Raw genomic sequence first — 16,837 nt, forward strand, 5'->3', positions numbered from 1 at the left:
GGTTGATTACTCCAAACAATTAAGAAACTATTTCGTCCAGCTCGCCCACGCGCACGATCTTGAGCGCATTGGTACCGCCGGCCTGCCCCATCGGCGAGCCCCAGGTCACGACGATCAGGTCGCCCTTGCGCACCATGCCTTCGCGAATCAGGACCTCTTCGGCCTTGCGCAGCACCGCGTGGCTGCCACCTTCCTGCAGCAGGTGGAATGCTCGCACGTTCCGGTACAGCGATGCCTTGCGCTGCGTCGTCTGCAGCGGGGTCAGGGCGAAGATCGGGGTGTCGATCGAGTGGCGGCTCATCCACAGCGCGGTCGAGCCCGATTCGGTCAGCGCCACGATCGCCTTCACCTTCAGGTGATGGGCCGTGAACAGGGTGCCGTAGGCGATCGACTGGTCGATGCGGGTGAACTGGACATTCAGGAAGTCTGCATCCTGCTTGTTGTATTCGGATTGTTCTGCTTCGAGGCAAATGGCGGCCATCATTTCGACGGTCTCGACCGGGTACTTGCCCGATGCGGTCTCGGCCGAGGTCATCACGGCGTCGGTGCCGTCCAGCACGGCGTTCGCGACGTCCGAGACTTCGGCGCGGGTCGGCACGGCGTTGACGATCATCGACTCCATCATCTGCGTCGCGGTGATGGCCAGCTTGTTGGAGGCGCGCGCCATCTTGATCATGCGCTTCTGCAGCGCCGGCACGGCCGCGTTGCCCACTTCCACCGCCAGGTCGCCGCGCGCGACCATGATGCCGTCCGAGGCGTCCAGGATTTCCTGCAGCACGGGGATGGCTTCGGCGCGCTCGATCTTGGCGATCATCATCGGCTTGTGGCCGTAGGGTTCGCCGGCGATGTTGGCCAGCTGGCGCGCCATTTCCATGTCGGTGGCGTTCTTCGGGAAGGAGATCGCCAGGTAGTCGGCCTGGAAGCTCATCGCGGTCTTGATGTCTTCCATGTCCTTCGAGGTCAGGGCCGGCGCGGTCAGGCCGCCGCCCTGGCGGTTGATGCCCTTGTTGTTCGACAGCTCGCCGCCGACCTTCACGGTGGTGAAGATCTCGTGGCCCACGACCTTGTCGACGATCAGCACGATCAGGCCGTCGTTGAGCAGCAGCTTGTCGCCCGGCCGGACGTCGCGCGGCAGGGCCTTGTAGTCGAGGCCGACGCGCTCCTGGTTGCCCAGTTCGCCGTTCTCGCCCCACTTGGCGTCGAGGATGAACTTGTCGCCGTTGTTCAGGAAGATCTTGCCCTCTTCAAACTTGCCGACGCGGATCTTGGGACCCTGCATGTCGGCCATGATCGCCACCTCGACGCCGCACTCGGCGGCCGCGCGGCGCACCAGGGCGGCGCGGTCGATGTGGTCCTGCGCCTTGCCATGCGAGAAGTTCAAACGCACGACGTCGACGCCGGCGCGGATCATGCGGACGAGGATATCGAAATCGGTCGAGGCCGGTCCGATGGTGGCGACGATCTTGGTGGCGTTGTACATGGGGCGCACAGGTTGCATGTGTCTGGAATCCTTGGTTCTGAAAAGAGAAGCGCAGCCACTGGGCTGCGCTGGTACTGATTACTTGGCCTTACGCTGGAGCAGGATCTCGACTGCCGGCAGGGTCTTCCCTTCCAGGAACTCGAGGAAGGCGCCGCCGCCGGTCGAGATGTAGCCGATCTGGTCGCCGATGTCGTACTTGGCGATCGCGGCCAGGGTGTCGCCGCCGCCGGCGATCGAGAAGCCGTTCGACTTGGCGATGGCCATCGCCAGGGTCTTGGTGCCTTCGGCGAACTGGTCGAATTCGAACACGCCCACCGGACCGTTCCAGACGATGGTGCCGGCCTTGGCCACCTGCTCGGCCAGCATGGCGGCGGTCTTCGGGCCGATGTCCAGGATCATGTCGTCGTCGGCCACGTCCGCCACATCCTTGACGGTGGCAGCCGCGGTCGGGCTGAATTCCTTGGCGCAGACCACGTCCACCGGAATCGGCACCTGGGCGCCGCGCGCGGCCATCATGTCGATGATCTGCCTGGCTTCGCCGACCAGGTCGTTCTCGACCAGCGACTTGCCGATGTTCAGGCCGACGGCCTTCATGAAAGTGTTGGCGATGCCGCCGCCGACGATCAGGTTGTCGACCTTGCCGGCCAGGCTCTGCAGGATGGTCAGCTTGCTCGACACCTTCGAGCCGGCCACGATGGCCAGCAGCGGACGGGTCGGCTGGCCGAGGGCCTTGCCCAGCGCATCGAGTTCGGCGGCCAGGAGCGGGCCGGCCACGGCCACGGGTGCGAACTTGGCGATGCCGTGGGTGGTGGCTTCGGCGCGGTGCGCGGTGCCGAAGGCGTCGTTGACGTAGACGTCGCACAGCTTGGCCATCTTCTGGGCCAGCTCGTCGCTGTTCTTCTTTTCGCCCTTGTTGACGCGGCAGTTTTCCAGCAGCATGACCTGGCCTGGTGCGACCTCGACGCCGTCGACCCAGTCCTGCTTCAGTTCGACCGGCTGGCCGAGCAGCTCGGACAGGCGCGCGGCGACCGGCGCCAGGCTGTCTTCCGGCTTGAAGTCGCCCTCGGTCGGACGGCCCAGGTGCGAGGTGACCATGACGGCGGCGCCGGCCTTCAGGGCGGCCTGGATCGCCGGCACGGAGGCGCGGATACGGGTGTCTTCGGTGATATTGCCAGCGTCATCCTGCGGTACGTTCAGGTCGGCGCGGATGAATACGCGCTTGTTTTTCAGCGCGTCGCGGTCGATCAGGTCTTGCAAGCGGGTGAAACTGAGAACGTCGTCCATTGGCTAGTCAGCAGTGAGATAGTGAAAAACCGTCATTGTACATTAGCCGACCTATGCAAAAACGTGCAAGACGCGCAACAGTGTGAATACCGCCATGCCGAAGATAATCGTCATCAGCATGCTGCGGCGCCACAGGTAGAAGGCGAGCGCGGCGAGGCCGGCGATCAGTTTCGGATTGGCCGGCGTGAACTGGGCCTGGCCCTGGGCGTCGACCAGCAGGTCGGGCCCGATGATCGCCGCCAGCGCGCAGGCCGGCGCATAGCGCAGCATCTCCTGCACCCGCGGCGGGATGCTCACGCGGTGGCCGATCAGCCAGAACGAGCTGCGGGTGGCGGCGGTGGCGACGCACAGCACGCCGATCGTGACCCAGATTTCCCAATCAGCCATTGCTTGCCTTTCGTTTGGCGAAGGACTCTTCGACAATCATCGAAGTGACCATGCCGACCAGCACGGCCAGCAGCAGCCCGAGCTTGTACGGCAGGCCATAGGCCAGCACCGAGACCACGATCGCGACCGCGACCCCGCACAGCGCCGCATTGTTGATAATGAGCGGCACCATGATGCACAGGATCGCCAGCGTGCCGGCAAAACCCAGTCCCCATTCCGCCGGGATGGCGCTGCCGAGGAAAATCCCGATCAGCGAGCCGATCTGCCAGGCGAACCAGTTCGGGTACATCAGCCCCTTCAGGTAGGATAGCTTGCCAGCCACGCGTTCGGCAGTCGGATAGCGCTGCAGGAACATCGCCACGGTCAGGTCGCCGGAGACGTAGCCGAGCAGGAAGCGCTGGCGCCAATGCAGGTGCGCGAAGTGCGGCCCCAGCAGTGCGGAAAAGATCACGAAGCGCAGGTTGACGACCAGGGCGGTAGAGAAGATCACCCAGATCGGCGCGGCGGCGGCAATCAAGGGAAGTGAAGCCAGCTGGGCGGATCCGGCAAAGACCAGCAGGGTCATGCCGACCGCCTGCGCGGCGGTGAGGCCGCTCTTGACCATTGCGATGCCGACGACCAGACCCCAGGCGCCGATGCCGAACAGCGTCGGCAGGCCGGTCTTGAAGCCCTCACGCCAGGCAGCGGGGTCGTGGGCTTCGGCAGACTCCATGGGGGATACGGGTTGCTGGCCTGGCGGCGAGGCCAGGCTCATGTTGTTTTCCTGCAACGGCCGACAGCGGCGGATGCGGCGACGGGCTTGAAACGGTCGGGCATGAAACGCATTGAATGGTGCGGCGCCGGGCTGGCAGGATGTTGCCCCCGGGCTCGTTTATGATCAGCTGGTAATTCTACCGATCATTTCGATATGCAGGTTGAATCGGATAGAATCTTGTCTTTGCCATTTCCCTTTCATGGAGAAAAACAGATGAACCAAAAGACGATGCCTGTGGTGGAACTCGAGGCAAAAGACCTGCCGGCACACTGCCCGAATCCGGCAATGCCGCTGTGGTCCTCGCACCCGCGCGTCTTCCTCGATTTCGACCACCATGGCGACGCCAAGTGCCCGTACTGCGGCACCCAGTACCGCTTGGCCCCGGGCGTCGAGCTCAAGCACCACTGATTTTCCGGTGCGGCTTGCTGCCGCACCCTTCCGATGCACTACCGCGCGCCCGTGTGGCTGCCTGGCGGCCACCTCCAGACCATCTATCCGGCGACCTGCGTTGCCAAACCGCCGGTCGCCTACCGGCGCGAGCGCTGGCCAAGTGCCGACGGCGATTTCATCGATGTCGACTTCGTCGACGGCGAGCCGGGCAAGCCGCTGGTGGTGCTGTTCCATGGCCTGGAAGGTTCTTCCAACAGCCACTATGCGCGCTCCCTGATGGCGGCGCTGCGCGCACGCGGCTGGTCCGGCGCAGTGCCGCACTTCCGCGGCTGCTCGGGCGAAGCCAACCTGATGCCGCGCTTCTACCATTCCGGCGACGCCGCGGAGGTCGACTGGGTGGTGAGAAAACTCCATGCACGCGCCCCAGGTCCGCTGTTCGTGGCCGGCGTTTCCCTGGGCGGCAATGCCCTGCTGCGCTGGCTGGGCGAATCCGGCCATGCGGCGGAGATCGTCGAGGCGGCGTGCGCGGTGTCGGCGCCGCTCGACCTGGCGCGCGGCGGCGAAGCGCTGTCCTCCGGCTTCAACCTGCTGTACACGCGCATGTTCCTGCAGACGCTCAAGCCCAAGTGCCTGGCCAAGCTGGAACGCTATCCCGGCCTGTTCGACCGCGCCGCCCTGATGGCGGCGCGCGACCTGTACGCCTTCGACAACGTGGTGACCGCGCCCCTGCACGGCTACAAGGACACCGACGACTACTGGCACCGCGCCAGCGCGCGCCACGTGCTGCACGAGATCACCGTGCCGACGCTGGTGCTCAATGCCCGCAACGACCCCTTCCTGCCCGGCCGCCACTTGCCCGAGTCCGCATCGACTGCGGTGACGCTGGAGTATCCTGACGAAGGTGGGCACGTCGGTTTCGCCGTCGGCCCCTTCCCCGGACGGATCGACTGGCTGCCGCGCCGCATCCTGGCCTTCTTCGACGATGTGGCCCCAGCCGCGAAGTGTCGTACCTGCCGCGCGCCCGGCGCGCACGAACCATGCGAAGCTTGAGACTATGGACGATATCGTAAAACAGGCAATGGCCAAGTGGCCGAACGTGCCGCACTGCTACGGCTGGCTGGCCCTGGATGCGCGCGGCAACTGGCGCATGCGCGACGAGGCGGCGCAGCGCGCCGATGCTCCGGGCGACAAGCTGGCGAATGCGGCGCTGGTGGGCTTCATCAACCGTAACTACGCGCACGACGACAAGGGCCGCTGGTATTTCCAGAACGGCCCGCAACGCGTGTACGTGAACCTGGAAGCGACGCCCTTCATCGCGCGCACCGACCCGAGCCAGGGCTTCGTCCTGCAGACCGGTCAGGCGCTGGCGGCGGTGGAAGCGGCCTACCTGACCGACGCCGGCGCCGTGATCCTGCAGGCCGGCGAGATCGTCGCCCAGCTCGACGACCGCGACGTGGCCCAGGTGCTGGCGCGCGCGGAGCTCGATGGCCGGCCGGCCTCGGTGGAAGCGATCATGGCCTGGCTGGAGGACGACGCGGCCGAGCTGGCGCTGGTCTTGCCGGGCGGGCGCGTGCGCGTCGAACGGCTGGCGGCGGAAGCGCTGCAGCGCCGCTTCGGCTACGTGCAGGCGCCGGGCATGTAGGGTGGGCGGCTGCACCCGGGCCTTGGCAGGCCTGCGCATCTGGCGCCGCCCACGCGTTCAACTCTCGGACGCGTAGGCGGCGTGAACGATGCGGGCTGATGTCGATCCCGGGTAGAGCCGCCCACCCTACGGGAAGTCCTTCTCGGTTTCCTTCTCGGCCTTCTGGCGCGCCTTCAGCTCGCGCTCGCGCGCATCGATGACGGCCTGGTCGTAGAAAGACACGTCGCTCGCCTTGCGCGCCAGGTCGAGCTGCGCCACCGCCGCCGGCAGGGCGCCCGCCAGCGCATACGATTCGGCCAGCGCCATGTGCTGCAGCGCGATCTTGCCCTGCTTGGCATAGGTGCGCGCCAGCATGTCGTGCAGCTTCGGCTCCGTGCGATAGAGCTGGGTCTGGTCGCGCAGGAAGCGGGTGGCCTCCTCAAACTTGCCGGCCGCGATCAGCGCCTCGCCGTACTGGCGCGCGATGGCCCGCGACAGCGGAAAGCGCTGGCGCGCGGCATCCGCTTCCTGCACCGCCTGCTCGGCCATCGCCGGACCCTGGCCAGGCGCCAGCTTGATCTCGACGGACAGCCCGGCGAACATCGTCGCGCCGTCGCCGGCGTTCGATTCGCTGGAGAACACCCCCTCCTTCGGCTTGACGGTGGCGCGCGCCTTGTCGAGCCACTCCTGGGCCTCGCCCAGGTTCCCCTCGCGCAGCGCCAGCAGCGACAGCCCGTACTGGGCGCCGGCCTGCAGCTGGCGGTGCGATTCCTTGATCTGGATGTTGAACGCGTTCTTCGTCTCGCGGCGGCCGTTGACGCTCTCGTCCTGCAGCACGCGGGCACGCGCGCGCACCAGCTGGAAGTCGAGGTTGTCCACGCGCGGCTTCTTCGGCATCTCGCGGATGCGCGCCTGCATGTCGGTGATGCGTTCGGCCGTCAGCGGGTGGCTGCTCAGGTGGGCCAGGTTCGCGGGGATGTCGCCCGACAGCTTGGTGGCGCTCTGCAGGCGCCGGAAGAAGCCGACGATGCCGGTAACGTCGAAGCCGCCCGCACCCATGATCTGGAATCCCACGCGGTCGGCCTCGCGCTCGGCCTCGCGGCTGAAATTGAGCTGGCGCTGCACGGCCAGGCCCTGCCCGCCCATCAGCACACCCATCGCGGCATCGGAGCTTGCCTTGGCGGCAAGCGCGGCCAGGATCATCGAGGCCAGCGGCAGCAGCACGTCCTGCTTCTGCTGGCCGATCATGCGCGCGATGTGGCGCTGCGACACGTGGCCGATCTCGTGCGCCATCACGCCGGCCAGCTCCGACTCCTTCTGCGCCGCCACGATCAGGCCCGTATGGGCGCCGATGAAGCCGCCCGGCAGGGCGAAGGCGTTCAGGTTCGCGTCGCGCATGGCGAAGAAGTTGAAATCGGCATTGGTCTCGCCGCGCGCACCCGGCACCGAGGACAGCAGCGTATTGCCGAGGTTGTTCAGGTACTCGGTGATCTGGTCGTCGTCGAGATAGGCAGGGTCGCGCCGGACGTCGCGCATGATCTCTTCGCCGAGCTTGCGCTCGAGAACGGGCGAGAGGTCCTTGCGCGCGGTGTCGCCAAGCGTCGGCAGGCGCAGGTTGTTCGGCTTCTGGAGCGGCTCGGCGGGTGCGGCAATGGCGAGGGCGGCCGCCGTGCACAGGGCAATGGCGGTCAACGCAGGGCGCCAGCGGCGCGCCGGTGCTGGGCGGGGAGCGGTGTTCACAATGCTATGATAACCCTATCAGCAGCCACGTTGCTGCACGGCGAAACACTTTGTTCCACGACCTTATTGGGTTAGCAATGAGCACTTCCACCCCGTCCACCGAACACCTCACCCACTTCGACGCCACCGGCCAGGCCCACATGGTCGATGTCGGCGCCAAGCAGGACACCCACCGCATCGCCGTGGCGGCCGGGACCATCCGCATGAAGCCGGACACGCTGGCGCTGATCCAGTCGGGCAATGCGAAGAAGGGCGACGTGATCGGCATTGCCCGGATTGCCGCGATCATGGCCTCCAAACGGACCAGCGACCTGGTGCCGCTGTGCCATCCGCTGCCGATCACCCGGGTGGCAGTGGATTTCGAGGTGGACGCGGGCGCCAGCAGCGTGCATTGCCGCGCCCAGGTCGAGACCATCGGCAAGACCGGGGTCGAGATGGAAGCGCTCACCGCGGTGCAGGTCGGCCTCTTGACCATCTACGACATGTGCAAGGCGGTGGATCGCGGCATGGTGATGACGAATGTGCGGGTGCTGGAAAAGCACGGCGGCAAGAGCGGCGACTGGACCGCCGCCCTGCCCTAGCGCAGCCACTCCCTCAGCCGCCCGCCGCCCCGTTCGTCACCACGGTGAGGCCTTCGGCCAGCGCCAGCCGCTCCAGGGCGTCTTCCAGCAAGGCGCGGGCCTGGCCCGCGCTGCGTTGCAAGGCGGCGTGGAGCTCGGCGTCTTCGGGGCTGCGCACCGCGCACTGGGCGCTGTAGCGTTCGAAACTCCCGACGGTCATCAAGACTTCGGCCAGATGGCGCGGGCACTCGCACGCCAGGCGCCCGCTGGTTTGCGCCAGCATCGACAGCGTGTCGTCCGCATAGCGCGGCGCCGGCACGGGCGCCGGCGTATGCGACAGGGGAATACGCTGTCCATGCATGGCCAGCCGGCACAAGGGCGAGAGTTCGCTCAGGTCGGCAGGCAGGCGCGCCACCAGACAGCCGGCGCTGCGCAAGGCACGGATCGTCGCGCTCGACGAGAAACGGTACAAGACCAGGACGGCTAGCGGCGCGCGCGCGCGCAGGGCTTCGATGCGGGGCAGGACGGTATCGTCCAGTTCCGCCTTCTCGACAATCAGGACCTCGGCGTCACCGCCGGCATCCTGGTGGTCCAGCTCGGCCAGCGTGGCGCAGCGAACGCGCAAATCGAGCCCGATGGCGTCGGCACCGAGCGCCACCAGCCTGCGCGGCAGGCTCGCCCCCACGACCACGGCGCGTATCGGCGCCGCCGACGACGCGACATGCACCGGATTGTGCTGCTCCAGCATCAACTCCAATTGTTGACGCGACAGACTGGCCAGCAGGCCGATACCGTGCCCCTGGTCGACCAGCTGCTTGAGCAAGGCAAGGCGCTCGACCTGCTCGCTCGAATACAGGCGTTGTCCATGCGAAGAGCGCCTGGTATCCGAGATCTGGTAGCGCCGCTCCCATACGCGCAGGGTCTCGACCGGCAAGCCGGCCATGCGCGCGGCCGTGCCGGCACGATAGACAAGCGCTTGATGAACCGCATTTTCTGAAGAGTTCATGTTCATGCACCGTTTTTGAACCATTTAATTATGTGATTATAGGTTCACCACTTAGACATTTCGTCAAAATTTTCTATATTATCGGGACAAGTTCATTTCATTCACCCCCCACCCCAGGAGCACATCATGAAACGACTCTTTCTCGCAGTCCCGTTTGCTCTGGCCCTCGGCTCGGTCCAGGCGGCCGATATCGTCGATACCGCCAAGTCGGCCGGCAGCTTCAATACGCTGGTCACCGCCGTGCAGGCGGCCGGCCTGGTCGACACCTTGAAAGGCCCGGGGCCGTTCACGGTGTTCGCGCCGACCGATGCGGCGTTTGCCAAGATTCCCAAGGCGAAGCTCGACGCCCTGCTGAAGGACAAGGAGGCCTTGACCAAGGTCCTGACTTACCATGTGGTGCCAGGCAAGGTGATGGCGGCCGACGTCAAGCCGGGCATGGTCAAGACGGTCGAGGGCAAGGCGTTCAAGGTCAGCACCAGCGGCGGCAAGGTCATGGTCGACAAGGCGACCGTCACGAAAACCGACATCGCGGCGGACAATGGCGTGATCCATGTGATCGATACGGTCATCATGCCGAACTAAGCCGCCTCCCCACCGCCGGCCACGGCGCCGGCGGTGGTTTCCGTAGAGGATGTTCTGCCCATAATCTCACCAATATTCACCGCTCGAATAGGGTGCTGCCGGCATACATATAAGCTGATATGATGCCGCCTCTCGCACGTCGTCCCGACTGCGAACCATGCCCCGCCTCACATGAACACCGAACAAGCTCGCGAACTCAAGCCCCAGGAATTCGAGTTCGAGACCATGAACCTGCAGGTCGGCGTCCGGCTGCAGGTGATGACCCACCGGCACCTCAAGCCCGCCCAGTATTTCTCGACCCTGATCGGCTACCTCAAGGACGAGTACCTCATCATCAAGATCCCGACCGAAAATGGCGCGCCAATCGCGATGACGGAAGGCGACCGCCTGACGATCCGGGTGTTTTCGGGAGTGAACGTGTGCTCGTTCGCGTGCTCGGTGGAGCGGGTGTTCGCGCGGCCGCTGAACTACGTGCACCTGTCCTTCCCCACCTCGATCCAGGGCACCAGCCTGCGCGGCGCGATGCGGGTCAAGGCCGAGATTCAGGCGCGCGTGTTCAAGGCGGGCAATGCTGACGCTGCGATCGCCTGCACGCTGGCCAACGTCTCGGTGACCGGCGCCAGGATCGATTCGCCTTATCCGCTGCCGGCCGACAGCGACGTGCTCACGCTGGCGACGCCGCCCACCAACAAGGAGGTGCCGGAGCAGACCCTGGCCGCGGTCAGGAACATGACGGTGGCCAGGCCGGCGCCCGACAAGCCGGATGTCTACAGCTACGGCGTCCAGTTCGTCGACCTGGATCCGGTCCATTACACGCTGCTGCAGAACATGACCTACGAGGCGCTGTTGGCGGACCGGCTCAAGATCGTCTAGTACTCGCCTCACCCGCTCTGAATGATGTCCCATGGTAAATTGCTGGCCTGCGTAAGCGGCGCCCTGCGGCTTACCGTATGACAACAAGGATGGAGCATGAATATTCGTTTGTCGGGTTTGCTGCCAATGGCGGCGGCGGCCCTTGTCGCGACCAGCGCCACGGCGGCGCCGCGCGGCTTTACCGTGGAAGACCTGGTGAACATGGAACGGGTGGGCAGCCCGGCCGTGTCGCCCGACGCCAGCCGCGTCGTCTACACCGTGCGCAGCACGGATATGAAGAAGAACCGTGGCCACACCGAACTGTGGATGCTCGACCTGCGCACTGCCGGCGCGGCGCCGCAGCGCCTGACCAATCACGCTTCCAGCAGCACCGAACCGGAATGGTCGCCGTCCGGCGACGCCATCTATTTCCTGTCGTCCCGTTCCGGCTCGTCGCAAGTGTGGCGCCTTCCGCTGGCGGGCGGCGCGGCGGGCGAGCCGGTGAAGGTCACCGACCTCCCCCTCGACGTCGAGAGTTTCCGCATCTCGCCGGCAGGCGACCGCGTGGCGATGAGCCTGTCGGTCTTCCGCGACTGCGCGGATCTCGCCTGCACCAAACAGCGTCTCGACGCGAAGGACAAGGACAAGAGCAGCGGCAAGCTGTACGACCGCCTGTTCGTCCGTCATTGGGACACCTGGAAGGATGGACGCAACAACGTGCTGTTCTCGGCGCCGCTCGACAGCGCCGGCAAGGCGGCCGGCGGCCCGGTCGCGCTATCGGGCTCGCTCGACGGCGACGTGCCCTCGAAGCCCTTCGGCGACCGCGAAGAGTTCCGTTTCAGCCCCGACGGCAAGACTATCGTGTTCGCGGCCCGCATCGCCGGCAAGACCGAGGCCTGGTCGACCAACTTCGACCTGTATACCGTGCCGGCCGCGGGCGGCGCCCCGCGCAACCTCACGGCCGACAACCCGGCCTGGGATACCAAGGGCGTGTTTTCTCCTGACGGAAAAACCCTTGCCTACCTGGCGATGGCGCGTCCCGGCTTCGAGGCCGACCGCTATCAGGTGATGCTGATGGACGTGGCCAGCGGCGCCAAGCGCAAGCTGGCTGCCGACTGGGACCGCTCCGCCGGCAGCCTGCACTGGCGCGCCGACGGCAAGGCCCTGATCGTCGATGCCGAAGACCTGGGCCAGCACCGGCTGTTCTCGGTCGACGTCGCCAGCGGCAAGGTGACGGCGCTGACCGACAAGGGCGCGGTCGGCGCCTTCGACGTGCGCGGCAATACCTTCGTGTACACCCAGGCCAACCTGGCCTCCGGCGCGCAGCTGTTCGCCATGCAGCCCGGTGGCCGGCCAAGGCAGCTGACCCGGCTGAACACCGAGCGTTTGGCCGACGTGCGCTGGGGCGAGTACGAGCAGTTCAGCTTTGCCGGCGCCAACGGCGAGACGGTGTACGGGCACGTGATGAAACCCTGGAATGCCGAGCCGGGCAAGAAGTACCCGATCGCCTTCCTGGTGCACGGCGGGCCGCAGGGCAGCTTCGGCAACGGCTGGAGCTATCGCTGGAATCCGCAGGTGTATGCGGGCGCGGGCTATGCCACCGTGTTCATCGACTTCCATGGATCGACCGGCTACGGCCAGAAATTCACCGATTCGATCAGCGGCGACTGGGGCGGCAAGCCGCTGGTGGACCTGCAGAAGGGCCTGGACGCGGCCGTGAAGAAGTTCCCATGGCTCGACCGCGAACGCAGCTGCGCCCTCGGCGCTTCCTACGGCGGCTACATGATGAACTGGATCGCGGGGAACTGGAATGACGGCTTCCGCTGCCTGGTCAACCACGACGGCGTGTTCGACAGCCGCGGCATGGCCTACTCGACCGAGGAACAGTGGTTCACCGACTGGGAAAACGGCGGCGCCTATTTCGCGACGCCCGACAATCACGAGCGCTTCAATCCGGTCCACCACGTCAACAAGTGGAAGACGCCGATGCTGGTGATCCAGGGCGACCTCGATTTCCGCATCCCGACGGCGCAGGCGCTCGGTACTTTCACGGCGCTGCAGCGCAAGGGGATCGACAGCCAGCTGCTGGTGTTCCCGGACGAGAATCACTGGGTGCTCAAGCCGGCGAACTCGGTGCAGTGGCATCACACGGTGATGAACTGGCTGGATCGCTATCTGAAACGCTAGGCCCAAAACAAAGAGACCGCCGAGGCGGTCTCTTTTGGTGCTGGCCGAATGTTCGGCCGGTAACCCGGTCGTCGATTATTCGGCGGTGCCAGCGGTGCAGCCTGCCGGGGTGTACTTGGTGTCGTCAGACGGGAAGCCGACGGTCTTGCAGGTGTAGATGCCGTCTGCGCTGCGGGCCAGGGTGATTTTCACGCTGTCTTGCGTACCGATACGGCCAGGATTTGCAATGGTGCAAGTCAGGGCTGCGGCTGCCGCACCATCGGAGCCAGGAGCGGTTGCTTCGATCGTCTTGCAGTTGCCGGTCGAGCTAGCGAGACCAGCCTTCGCCAGGTATCCAGCAGCATCGGTTGCGCTGCCTTCGACGAAGGCCATTTCGTAGCCGGTCTTACCAGCAGCGATGTCGGCATAGGCAGCAGCTGCCTTGCCCTTGGCGATGTAGTCCTGGTAGGCCGGGATTGCCACGGCAGCCAGGATACCGATGATCGCGACAACGATCATCAGTTCGATCAGGGTGAAACCGCCTTCAGCTTTCTTGGTTTGCATTTGCTTGATGTTCATTTCTATCTCTCCAGGGTGGTGTTTCGGGTTTGGGTTACTGCTTGTTGCCACGCTTTCCTATATGCAAGGCGTGTGCCAGCCCGAAAAATGCTGATTTTATTAGTCAGGAGATAAGGAAACGCCGTGCCAGGACAGGTTTTGGCTTGATGAGTGACAAAATTTGTCACTTGAGCTCAGCAATTTTTGTCAGCTGGACAGTTTATGGAACGTAATTTGTCATGCTGACCAAGGCAGTTGGCCCTGGCATGTCAAAAATTGACCAATTGGTAAAAAAACGGGGAGCGTACGCTCCCCGTCTTTGTCGACCTTGAACTGGTCAGATTACAGCATCGCCTTCAGCAGGCGAGCCATTTCCGACGGGTTCTTGGTGACGGTGATGCCGCAGGCTTCCATGATTTCCAGCTTGGCTTGCGCGGTATCGGCGCCGCCCGAGATCAGCGCGCCGGCGTGGCCCATGCGCTTGCCCGGAGGCGCGGTGACGCCAGCGATGAAGCCGACGACCGGCTTCTTCATGTTGTCCTTGATCCACTGAGCAGCGTTCGCCTCGTCCGGGCCGCCAATCTCGCCGATCATGATGACCGCGTCGGTGTCCGGATCGTCGTTGAACATGCGCATCACGTCGATGTGTTTCAGACCGTTGATCGGGTCGCCGCCGATGCCGACTGCCGACGACTGGCCCAGGCCCAGTGCGGTCAACTGGCCGACTGCTTCATAGGTCAGGGTGCCCGAGCGCGACACGACGCCGATACGGCCCTTCTTGTGGATGTGACCCGGCATGATGCCGATCTTGATTTCGTCCGGGGTGATCAGGCCTGGGCAGTTCGGGCCCAGCAGCAGGGTCTTCGAACCGGCCTTGGCCATACGGTCCTTGACTTCCATCATGTCACGGACAGGGATACCTTCGGTGATGCAGATTGCCAGGTCCAGTTCGGCTTCGACGGCTTCCCAGATCGCGGCGGCTGCGCCTGCCGGCGGAACGTAGATGACCGACACGGTGGCGCCGGTTTCCGACTTGGCTTCCTTGACCGATGCGTAGATCGGGATGCCTTCGAAATCTTCGCCGGCTTTCTTCGGGTTCACGCCTGCCACGAAGGCTTCACGGCCATTCGCGTAGTCACGGCACATGCGGGTGTGGAACTGGCCGGTCTTGCCGGTGATACCTTGGGTGATGACTTTGGTGTCTTTGTTGATCAGAATCGACATTTTTATTTCCTTCGCGAATTAGGCTTGGCCAGCGGCAGCGGCAACGACCTGCTTCGCTGCGTCTTCCATGGTGTCGGCGGAGATGATCGGCAGGCCCGAGTCGGCCAGCATCTTCTTGCCCAGGTCTTCGTTGGTGCCCTTCATGCGGACGACCAGCGGCACTTGCAGCGACACGGCCTTCGATGCGGTGATGACGCCTTCGGCGATCACGTCGCAGCGCATGATGCCGCCGAAGATGTTGACCAGGATGGCTTTCAGGCCCGGGTTCTTCAGCATGATCTTGAATGCTTCGGTGACCTTTTCTGCGGTTGCACCGCCGCCCACGTCCAGGAAGTTGGCCGGCTCGCCGCCGAACAGCTTGATGGTGTCCATGGTGGCCATGGCCAGGCCGGCGCCGTTCACCAGGCAGCCGATGTTGCCGTCCAGCGAGATGTAGGCCAGGTCGAACTTCGATGCTTCGACTTCAGCCGGATCTTCTTCGTCCAGGTCGCGGTAGGCGACGATTTCCGGATGACGGAACAGGGCGTTCGAGTCGAAGTTGAACTTGGCGTCCAGGGCGATGACCTTGCCCGAGCCGGTCAGGATCAGCGGGTTGATTTCGGCCAGCGATGCGTCGGTTTCCCAGTAGGCTTTGTACAGGCCTTGCAGGTTGGTGCGGGCGTCGACGATCGACGCTTCCGGCACACCGATCTTGCGGGCGATGTCGTCGGCTTGCTCATCGGTCAGGCCGACCGATGGTTCGATCACGACGTTGTGGATCTTTTCCGGGTTGCTGTGCGCGACTTCTTCGATGTCCATGCCGCCTTCCGAGGAGGCCATCAGCACGACCTTCTGGGTGACGCGGTCGGTCACCAGGGAAACGTACAGTTCCTTCTTGATGTCGGCGCCTTCTTCGATCAGCAGGCGGCGGACTTTCTGGCCTTCCGGGCTGGTCTGGTGGGTGATCAGCTGCATGCCCATGATCTGGTCGGCATATTCCTTGACCTGTTCCAGCGACTTGGCAACCTTCACGCCGCCGCCCTTGCCGCGGCCGCCTGCGTGGATCTGTGCCTTGACGACCCAGACCGGGCCACCCAGCTCTTCAGCGGCCTTGACCGCCTCTTCGACGCTCATGCACGGAATGCCGCGCGGAACGGTCACTCCGAATTTTCGGAGAATTTCTTTGCCCTGATACTCATGGATTTTCATGCTGGCTTCCCTTCTTCTATTACTGAATTAGAAATACGGTTGAATTTCAAAAAATGACAAACAGCGAATCCTAACCCGACACGGCTTTGATCGACCAGCGGGGATAGTAGGTGGCCACGGCCGGTCCGTCGCTGCGCAACGCATGGCAACGGTCGAGCTCGAAGGGCCGTTCGGCCGCGCTTTTGCCAGGATCGGCGTCGGCGCCGCCGCGATCGTCGAAGACGTCGTCGGCGAAGGCCTGCAGCGCTGCGGTAGGCAGCACCTGGGCCAATTCGGTCAGGTGGGTGCAGCCGAGCACGCCGGACAGGCGGTCTTTCAGGTGCAGCCGGAAATGGTTCATGAGCGACAGGCCGACCAGCTTTTTGTAAGCAGGGCCAATGGTCTCGCAAAAACCGGGATACGGAACGGCATCGGACGCGGCTTCGGCGTCCACGATGGTCAGATTGCGGTCGATGGTGACGCGCAGTTTGAGGTCGTGCACCGGGGTGCCGCCTGGACGGGTGCCGGAAGCGAGCGGGATGTCACGGGTTTTGACGTCGCGGATACTGGCGTCCAGATCCCACAGGCCATCATCGCGCGCGTAGGCGTCGACAGTGATGGCGCGCGTATGCCGGAGCGAGCGCGATACGGGAGGAGACAGGGGCATAAAAACCAATGCCGCTTACGCGGCGGTTAGTGGTGCAGCCAGTGTGCTTCATGCACGTTGCCGTAGCTTCTACGACAACAACCGCTCATGCGGCGCTGCTTAAACCGTGAAAGTTTAGCACACGGCGTTCTCGGTTGCACTGCAACAGAAGCCTTTTTGCCGGGTTGCAGGCAAGATGAGACGGCTTTCTTGCTGCGTCGTCAATATTGCTTTGGCTGGACGGGTCTGCCGGGTGGCAAGACCAATCCCGGCCACGGCCTGGCGAGACGGACCCGGTAAACGCGCAGCGCCAGCGTGCAGCGCCATCGTCCGTTGAGGAATATGCCTGGGCATATCGGAGATGACGCTCCACGCTGGCGCCGGAGCCCTGCTTCCATACCGAGAAGCTGTACGATCTAG

The 16,837-nt window shown here is 64.5% G+C and carries 17 protein-coding genes; 7 read left to right on the forward strand and 10 right to left on the reverse strand.

What is annotated here, in order from left to right:
• Positions 1-19: 19 nt before the first annotated feature.
• The 4 genes from pyk to MasN3_RS23745 form a co-directional block, all read right to left on the reverse strand.
• On the reverse strand, positions 20-1,480 hold the full coding sequence (pyk, locus tag MasN3_RS23730; RefSeq protein ID WP_281914586.1) for a pyruvate kinase: 1,461 nt from the start codon (positions 1,478-1,480) through the stop codon (positions 20-22).
• Positions 1,481-1,558: 78 nt separating this feature from the next.
• Positions 1,559-2,764 (reverse strand): phosphoglycerate kinase, encoded by a 1,206-nt coding sequence (locus tag MasN3_RS23735; protein ID WP_281910731.1) that lies wholly within the window; start codon positions 2,762-2,764, stop codon positions 1,559-1,561.
• A gap of 51 nt (positions 2,765-2,815) precedes the next feature.
• A complete protein-coding gene (locus MasN3_RS23740) occupies positions 2,816-3,151 on the reverse strand; it encodes an AzlD domain-containing protein (RefSeq protein WP_281910734.1) in 336 nt (111 codons plus the stop codon).
• Entirely contained in the window at positions 3,144-3,905 is a 762-nt protein-coding gene (locus tag MasN3_RS23745; protein ID WP_281910735.1) for an AzlC family ABC transporter permease, read from the reverse strand. Before MasN3_RS23745 ends, MasN3_RS23740 begins: the two co-directional genes overlap by 8 nt.
• Before the next feature lie 213 nt (positions 3,906-4,118).
• Here MasN3_RS23745 and MasN3_RS23750 point away from each other — a divergent pair, with 213 nt between their 5' ends.
• From MasN3_RS23750 to MasN3_RS23760, 3 genes are read left to right on the forward strand one after another with little or no spacing between them, the layout of a single operon-like run.
• A complete protein-coding gene (locus MasN3_RS23750) occupies positions 4,119-4,313 on the forward strand; it encodes a zinc-finger domain-containing protein (RefSeq protein ID WP_027865446.1) in 195 nt (64 codons plus the stop codon).
• Positions 4,314-4,346: 33 nt separating this feature from the next.
• On the forward strand, positions 4,347-5,345 hold the full coding sequence (locus MasN3_RS23755) for a YheT family hydrolase (protein ID WP_281910739.1): 999 nt from the start codon (positions 4,347-4,349) through the stop codon (positions 5,343-5,345).
• Between the two features lie 4 nt (positions 5,346-5,349).
• Positions 5,350-5,937, forward strand: a complete 588-nt coding sequence (locus tag MasN3_RS23760) for a DUF2946 family protein (protein ID WP_281910741.1) — start codon at positions 5,350-5,352, stop codon at positions 5,935-5,937.
• Between the two features lie 126 nt (positions 5,938-6,063).
• On the opposite strand, the gene MasN3_RS23765 is transcribed toward MasN3_RS23760, so the two are convergent.
• On the reverse strand, positions 6,064-7,608 hold the full coding sequence (locus MasN3_RS23765; RefSeq protein ID WP_281910743.1) for a M48 family metalloprotease: 1,545 nt from the start codon (positions 7,606-7,608) through the stop codon (positions 6,064-6,066).
• 125 nt (positions 7,609-7,733) lie between these two features.
• On the opposite strand from MasN3_RS23765, the gene moaC reads away from it, so the two are divergent.
• On the forward strand, positions 7,734-8,237 hold the full coding sequence (gene moaC, locus MasN3_RS23770) for a cyclic pyranopterin monophosphate synthase MoaC (protein WP_281910745.1): 504 nt from the start codon (positions 7,734-7,736) through the stop codon (positions 8,235-8,237).
• A 13-nt stretch (positions 8,238-8,250) separates the two neighbouring features.
• Here moaC and MasN3_RS23775 read toward each other — a convergent pair whose 3' ends face one another.
• Positions 8,251-9,222: a MerR family transcriptional regulator gene (locus MasN3_RS23775; RefSeq protein WP_281910760.1), complete on the reverse strand. Its 972-nt coding sequence runs from the start codon at positions 9,220-9,222 to the stop codon at positions 8,251-8,253.
• 126 nt (positions 9,223-9,348) lie between these two features.
• Between MasN3_RS23775 and MasN3_RS23780 the strand changes: the two genes are divergently transcribed.
• The 3 genes from MasN3_RS23780 (at position 9,349) to MasN3_RS23790 (ending at position 12,843) form a co-directional block, all read left to right on the forward strand.
• Positions 9,349-9,804, forward strand: a complete 456-nt coding sequence (locus MasN3_RS23780) for a fasciclin domain-containing protein (protein WP_281910762.1) — start codon at positions 9,349-9,351, stop codon at positions 9,802-9,804.
• Positions 9,805-9,975: 171 nt separating this feature from the next.
• A complete protein-coding gene (locus MasN3_RS23785) occupies positions 9,976-10,677 on the forward strand; it encodes a flagellar brake protein (protein ID WP_281910763.1) in 702 nt (233 codons plus the stop codon).
• A gap of 96 nt (positions 10,678-10,773) precedes the next feature.
• Positions 10,774-12,843: a S9 family peptidase gene (locus MasN3_RS23790; protein ID WP_281910765.1), complete on the forward strand. Its 2,070-nt coding sequence runs from the start codon at positions 10,774-10,776 to the stop codon at positions 12,841-12,843.
• 75 nt (positions 12,844-12,918) lie between these two features.
• Here the strand turns inward: MasN3_RS23790 and MasN3_RS23795 are convergent, their stop codons facing one another.
• The 4 genes from MasN3_RS23795 to MasN3_RS23810 all read right to left on the reverse strand — a co-directional run bounded on the left by MasN3_RS23795 (position 12,919) and on the right by MasN3_RS23810 (position 16,438).
• Entirely contained in the window at positions 12,919-13,401 is a 483-nt protein-coding gene (locus tag MasN3_RS23795; RefSeq protein WP_281910767.1) for a pilin, read from the reverse strand.
• Between the two features lie 321 nt (positions 13,402-13,722).
• Positions 13,723-14,604: a succinate--CoA ligase subunit alpha gene (gene sucD / locus MasN3_RS23800; RefSeq protein ID WP_027865436.1), complete on the reverse strand. Its 882-nt coding sequence runs from the start codon at positions 14,602-14,604 to the stop codon at positions 13,723-13,725.
• Between the two features lie 18 nt (positions 14,605-14,622).
• On the reverse strand, positions 14,623-15,792 hold the full coding sequence (gene sucC, locus MasN3_RS23805) for an ADP-forming succinate--CoA ligase subunit beta (RefSeq protein ID WP_281910769.1): 1,170 nt from the start codon (positions 15,790-15,792) through the stop codon (positions 14,623-14,625).
• Between the two features lie 70 nt (positions 15,793-15,862).
• Complete coding sequence (locus MasN3_RS23810; protein ID WP_281910771.1) at positions 15,863-16,438, reverse strand: DUF2889 domain-containing protein; 576 nt, start codon at positions 16,436-16,438, stop codon at positions 15,863-15,865.
• Between the last annotated feature and the right edge of the window lie 399 nt (positions 16,439-16,837).

The organism is Massilia varians (genome assembly GCF_027923905.1).
Classification (GTDB): Bacteria; Pseudomonadota; Gammaproteobacteria; order Burkholderiales; family Burkholderiaceae_D; genus Telluria; species Telluria varians_B.

Excerpts from the sequence above, each read along its gene's own strand:
- sucD (WP_027865436.1), bottom strand. The coding sequence starts at position 14,604 with ATGTCGATTCTGATCAACAAAGACACCAAAGTCATCACCCAAGGTATC.
- MasN3_RS23780 (WP_281910762.1), top strand. The coding sequence starts at position 9,349 with ATGAAACGACTCTTTCTCGCAGTCCCGTTTGCTCTGGCCCTCGGCTCG.
- MasN3_RS23745 (WP_281910735.1), bottom strand. The coding sequence starts at position 3,905 with ATGAGCCTGGCCTCGCCGCCAGGCCAGCAACCCGTATCCCCCATGGAG.
- pyk (WP_281914586.1), bottom strand. The coding sequence starts at position 1,480 with ATGTACAACGCCACCAAGATCGTCGCCACCATCGGACCGGCCTCGACC.
- MasN3_RS23790 (WP_281910765.1), top strand. The coding sequence starts at position 10,774 with ATGAATATTCGTTTGTCGGGTTTGCTGCCAATGGCGGCGGCGGCCCTT.
- MasN3_RS23735 (WP_281910731.1), bottom strand. The coding sequence starts at position 2,764 with ATGGACGACGTTCTCAGTTTCACCCGCTTGCAAGACCTGATCGACCGC.
- MasN3_RS23760 (WP_281910741.1), top strand. The coding sequence starts at position 5,350 with ATGGACGATATCGTAAAACAGGCAATGGCCAAGTGGCCGAACGTGCCG.
- MasN3_RS23795 (WP_281910767.1), bottom strand. The coding sequence starts at position 13,401 with ATGAACATCAAGCAAATGCAAACCAAGAAAGCTGAAGGCGGTTTCACC.
- MasN3_RS23785 (WP_281910763.1), top strand. The coding sequence starts at position 9,976 with ATGAACACCGAACAAGCTCGCGAACTCAAGCCCCAGGAATTCGAGTTC.
- MasN3_RS23750 (WP_027865446.1), top strand. The coding sequence starts at position 4,119 with ATGAACCAAAAGACGATGCCTGTGGTGGAACTCGAGGCAAAAGACCTG.
- moaC (WP_281910745.1), top strand. The coding sequence starts at position 7,734 with ATGAGCACTTCCACCCCGTCCACCGAACACCTCACCCACTTCGACGCC.
- sucC (WP_281910769.1), bottom strand. The coding sequence starts at position 15,792 with ATGAAAATCCATGAGTATCAGGGCAAAGAAATTCTCCGAAAATTCGGA.
- MasN3_RS23810 (WP_281910771.1), bottom strand. The coding sequence starts at position 16,438 with ATGCCCCTGTCTCCTCCCGTATCGCGCTCGCTCCGGCATACGCGCGCC.
- MasN3_RS23775 (WP_281910760.1), bottom strand. The coding sequence starts at position 9,222 with ATGAACTCTTCAGAAAATGCGGTTCATCAAGCGCTTGTCTATCGTGCC.
- MasN3_RS23740 (WP_281910734.1), bottom strand. The coding sequence starts at position 3,151 with ATGGCTGATTGGGAAATCTGGGTCACGATCGGCGTGCTGTGCGTCGCC.
- MasN3_RS23755 (WP_281910739.1), top strand. The coding sequence starts at position 4,347 with ATGCACTACCGCGCGCCCGTGTGGCTGCCTGGCGGCCACCTCCAGACC.